General features: G+C 22.3%; 8 protein-coding genes. 1 reads left to right on the top strand and 7 read right to left on the bottom strand.

The window, feature by feature from the left end:
• The first annotated feature begins 93 nt into the window (after positions 1-93).
• Positions 94-390 (top strand): hypothetical protein, encoded by a 297-nt coding sequence (locus tag C6B38_RS01555; protein ID WP_105298394.1) that lies wholly within the window; start codon positions 94-96, stop codon positions 388-390.
• A 24-nt stretch (positions 391-414) separates the two neighbouring features.
• Here C6B38_RS01555 and C6B38_RS01550 read toward each other — a convergent pair whose 3' ends face one another.
• The 7 genes from C6B38_RS01550 to C6B38_RS09560 all read right to left on the bottom strand — a co-directional run.
• On the bottom strand, positions 415-615 hold the full coding sequence (locus tag C6B38_RS01550) for a hypothetical protein (protein WP_105298393.1): 201 nt from the start codon (positions 613-615) through the stop codon (positions 415-417).
• Positions 616-619: 4 nt separating this feature from the next.
• Positions 620-1,120, bottom strand: a complete 501-nt coding sequence (locus C6B38_RS01545; RefSeq protein WP_105298392.1) for a hypothetical protein — start codon at positions 1,118-1,120, stop codon at positions 620-622.
• Positions 1,120-1,677 carry an ERF family protein gene (locus C6B38_RS01540; protein ID WP_105298391.1) on the bottom strand — a complete coding sequence of 186 codons (558 nt, stop codon included), beginning with the start codon at positions 1,675-1,677 and terminating at the stop codon, positions 1,120-1,122. Before C6B38_RS01540 ends, C6B38_RS01545 begins: the two co-directional genes overlap by 1 nt.
• Positions 1,661-2,002 carry a hypothetical protein gene (locus tag C6B38_RS01535; protein WP_105298390.1) on the bottom strand — a complete coding sequence of 114 codons (342 nt, stop codon included), beginning with the start codon at positions 2,000-2,002 and terminating at the stop codon, positions 1,661-1,663. Before C6B38_RS01535 ends, C6B38_RS01540 begins: the two co-directional genes overlap by 17 nt.
• Entirely contained in the window at positions 1,977-2,315 is a 339-nt protein-coding gene (locus C6B38_RS01530) for a hypothetical protein (protein ID WP_105298389.1), read from the bottom strand. Before C6B38_RS01530 ends, C6B38_RS01535 begins: the two co-directional genes overlap by 26 nt.
• On the bottom strand, positions 2,306-2,731 hold the full coding sequence (locus C6B38_RS01525; protein ID WP_105298992.1) for a single-stranded DNA-binding protein: 426 nt from the start codon (positions 2,729-2,731) through the stop codon (positions 2,306-2,308). The genes C6B38_RS01530 and C6B38_RS01525 overlap by 10 nt, the downstream gene beginning before the upstream one ends.
• The coding region (locus tag C6B38_RS09560; RefSeq protein ID WP_162475790.1) for a hypothetical protein at positions 2,706-3,224 on the bottom strand (519 nt) is incomplete at its 5' end. The genes C6B38_RS01525 and C6B38_RS09560, both read right to left, overlap by 26 nt.

Below are 3,224 nucleotides of genomic sequence, written 5' to 3'. Positions count from 1 at the left end.
TTTTGGGTGGTTATATAGTCTATTTTATAAATTATTTTGTTCTGAAAGAATAGATGGCCACTGTTTTAGTAAGGATAGAAAGGAAATAAAAAAATGAATATTTCAACAGATACATTAATGATTGTTTTACTTGTATTAGCGGGTTCAGTTGGAACTGGTAGTCTTGGCGTTCTTGGTTTATCTGCTAAAAAAATTAAAAAATATAAAGCAGAAATTAGAGAATTACGAACTGCTGTAATTGCACATGAAAAGCATTTACGCGGTGCTGAAAGTGCAACAGAATTAGCAATTAAAACTGGRCAAATTAAAAATGTCAAAAAACAAGTTAAAATTAWTGATAAAGAATATGCTAAAAAAGAAGCGATTGAAAAACTTACAAATAGCATTTAAAAAATAACCAATTAAGGTTATTTTTTATTTGTTATTTACAATATAATAATTAATAAAATATTCTACTTTTTCAGAAAAAGTATAGTTTTGTGGTAAATTATTTCAGATTTTTTCTTGCTCTTGATTTAAGTAAAGATTAACTGTTTTTCGAATAAAGCTAGAATAATATATTTTCCGTTTTTGATTATATTTATCTTTTCGTTTTTTATTATATGTTTTCTTCATAATATTACCTCTCATAATTAGCAATAATAATTGCATCGCGGAGATGATTACTTATTTTTTCATTATTATAAAATCAACCTTTACCATATTGATAAGTTAAATTAGTATCTTTATCATATTTTCATAAACAACTATCATTATATTTACTTAAATTTTCCATATTTTTAACAACTGATTTAGTATGTCGTGAGGATACTCAGTTAGATACTCAATTAATAATAGTATAATGTTTCTTTTTAATTTCAATAGCTTCAATAGCACCTAGTAATCGCAATAAATCATCACGGTCTTTTGAACCATTAGCATTTGTTGGTAAACAATTTTCAATGTTTATAATACTAAGAAAATTACAATATTTGCATTTGCATAATATATCTTTTATAAAAGATATGTGTTTTAATCACGACATACTAGTAAATTCGAATTTTTCCTTTAATTTATTATCTTCATAAATAACAATACCAGTAGTACCAGTACCTGATGGGTCAATACCTATTTTTATCATTATTTTAAAAACCTTTCTTTAAATTGATAATAAAAATCTTCACTTTGTTTTTTAATAATAACTGGTTCTAATTTTGTTGCACTTGTAGTTTCTTTAATAACTTGATTACTATTTTCTTTACTTATTTCAGTACTATCAGGATCTAATTCATCTGTTGCTATACCAAAAGTTTTACATAATCAATAACGAGCTCCATAAGTTAAAGCACTACAAATTGCTTTTGCAATATCTGAATTTTGTGCTGATAAAATAATTCCTAATTCTAATTTTTCACTACCTTTATAAAGTGTTAATAATCCTTTTGAATAATAATTTGTTAATTTTCCACCTTTACTACTTTGTGTTTCTGTAAAACTTGGTTCTCCAACTGCTTGAATAGTATAAGTTATACCTTGTTTACGTAATTGTGGTTTTAAGGTTTGATAGAGGTCACTTTCTGTAAAATAATTATAATTATTATGGTCATTTCTGGCATTTTTACCAACAAAAAGATTTATATCAGATTGAATTTCTCCAATACTTTCAATTAATTTTTTTGTTTTAGTTTCTTGTGGCATTTTCTCATTTCTCTCTTTCTTGTCATATTAAAATGGCTTCTTTAATTTGTTTTAAATATTGTTTAGTAATATTAACTTTTTCTTTAATTACTATTTTTAATTTTGGATTTATAATTATCATTAATATTTTTTTATTATCTATACAAAAGTTTTTTTCTAATAAATAATAAAGTTTTAATTGTCAAATATAGCGTTCAATATCCGCTTTTTCATTAGAACTTGTAATTTTTCAATCACACATTATATATTCATTATCTGTTGTTATACCAATAAAATCAGTTGTACCACACATTAAAGGACTATAAAGTGTTTTTTTCAGTTTCATAATGTCTAAATTTAATATCTTTAAAAGTTTCTTGATATAGTTTTATAAAATTTTTAAATAATTCATGATGTGATTTTATTTCATAATCAATAAATTCAATTAATTCATCATCAAAATTATTTTTTATTCAAACATCAATCATATTATGTATACATATTCCACGATTTTGTGCTAATTTTAAAATATTATCATCAATTTGCGAATAGTCTTTTGGTAATAAAATATTAACAATTTGACTAACACTAGGGATTAAAATACTATACTTATGTAATTCATCATTATAAATATATAAAGATTTTAAATTTAATCTCATAAAATTGCTTCATTAGTATCAATATTTTCATTATCATTATTAAATAATTCTTTTGTATCAGATGAATTAAATTCTATTTTTTCTTGTGGTTTTTCAGATAAAGTATCTTTTTTTAAATTATTATTAGTTTGTAAAAATTCACAACTATAAACTCTTACCATTCATTGTATTTTATTATCTTTATCTTTATAAGATTGTAAAATACCTGTAATTGCAATTTTACTACCTTTATGACAATATTGTTGTAATAAATTTGCTTGTTTATTTCAAACTTGACAAGTAATAAAATCAGTATCTTTTTGAATTGAATGTGGTCGTGTTACTGCTAATTGAAACATGGCATATTCTTTACCATTTTGTGTTCTTTTAATTTCAATATCTTTTGTTGTTCTACCAATGGCAATAAATTGATTCATTATTAATCCTCCTTATTGGATAATTAGCATATTTAGATTTAGAATTATCTTTTAAAACATAGTTTTTTCTTAAAGTATTTTCTGAACAACTTGATAATATACATCTGTCAACTTTTTCACAATTTATACAATAAAATTGAACTCAAAAATCACTTTTCTTTAATTGAAATTGCTTTAATTTAGCAAGTTCTTTTTTAATTTTTTCATTTTCTTCTTTAATTTTGTTAAATTTAATTGATTCTGTTATATTCATTATTTTTTTTCCTCAATAACAAGTTAATTGTTCTAATTGTTGCTTAGTCAAAGTTGATGTATTTATGTAATAATAATTAAAATTAGCATTTACTGATTTATGAATAATTTTACAATCCTTAAAAATTTCATAACCTTTAAAGTCTTTTATTTTTCCTTTAAAAATAATTGATTGTATACTTTTAACTTCAATTTTTAAATTATTATTATTATATATTTCAATTCAATCTTTTAATTTTTC

The organism is Spiroplasma sp. ChiS (genome assembly GCF_002968355.1).
GTDB classification, from domain to species: domain Bacteria; phylum Bacillota_I; class Bacilli_A; order Mycoplasmatales; family Mycoplasmataceae; genus Spiroplasma; species Spiroplasma citri.
This window is presented reverse-complemented; position numbering and strand designations above follow the sequence as displayed.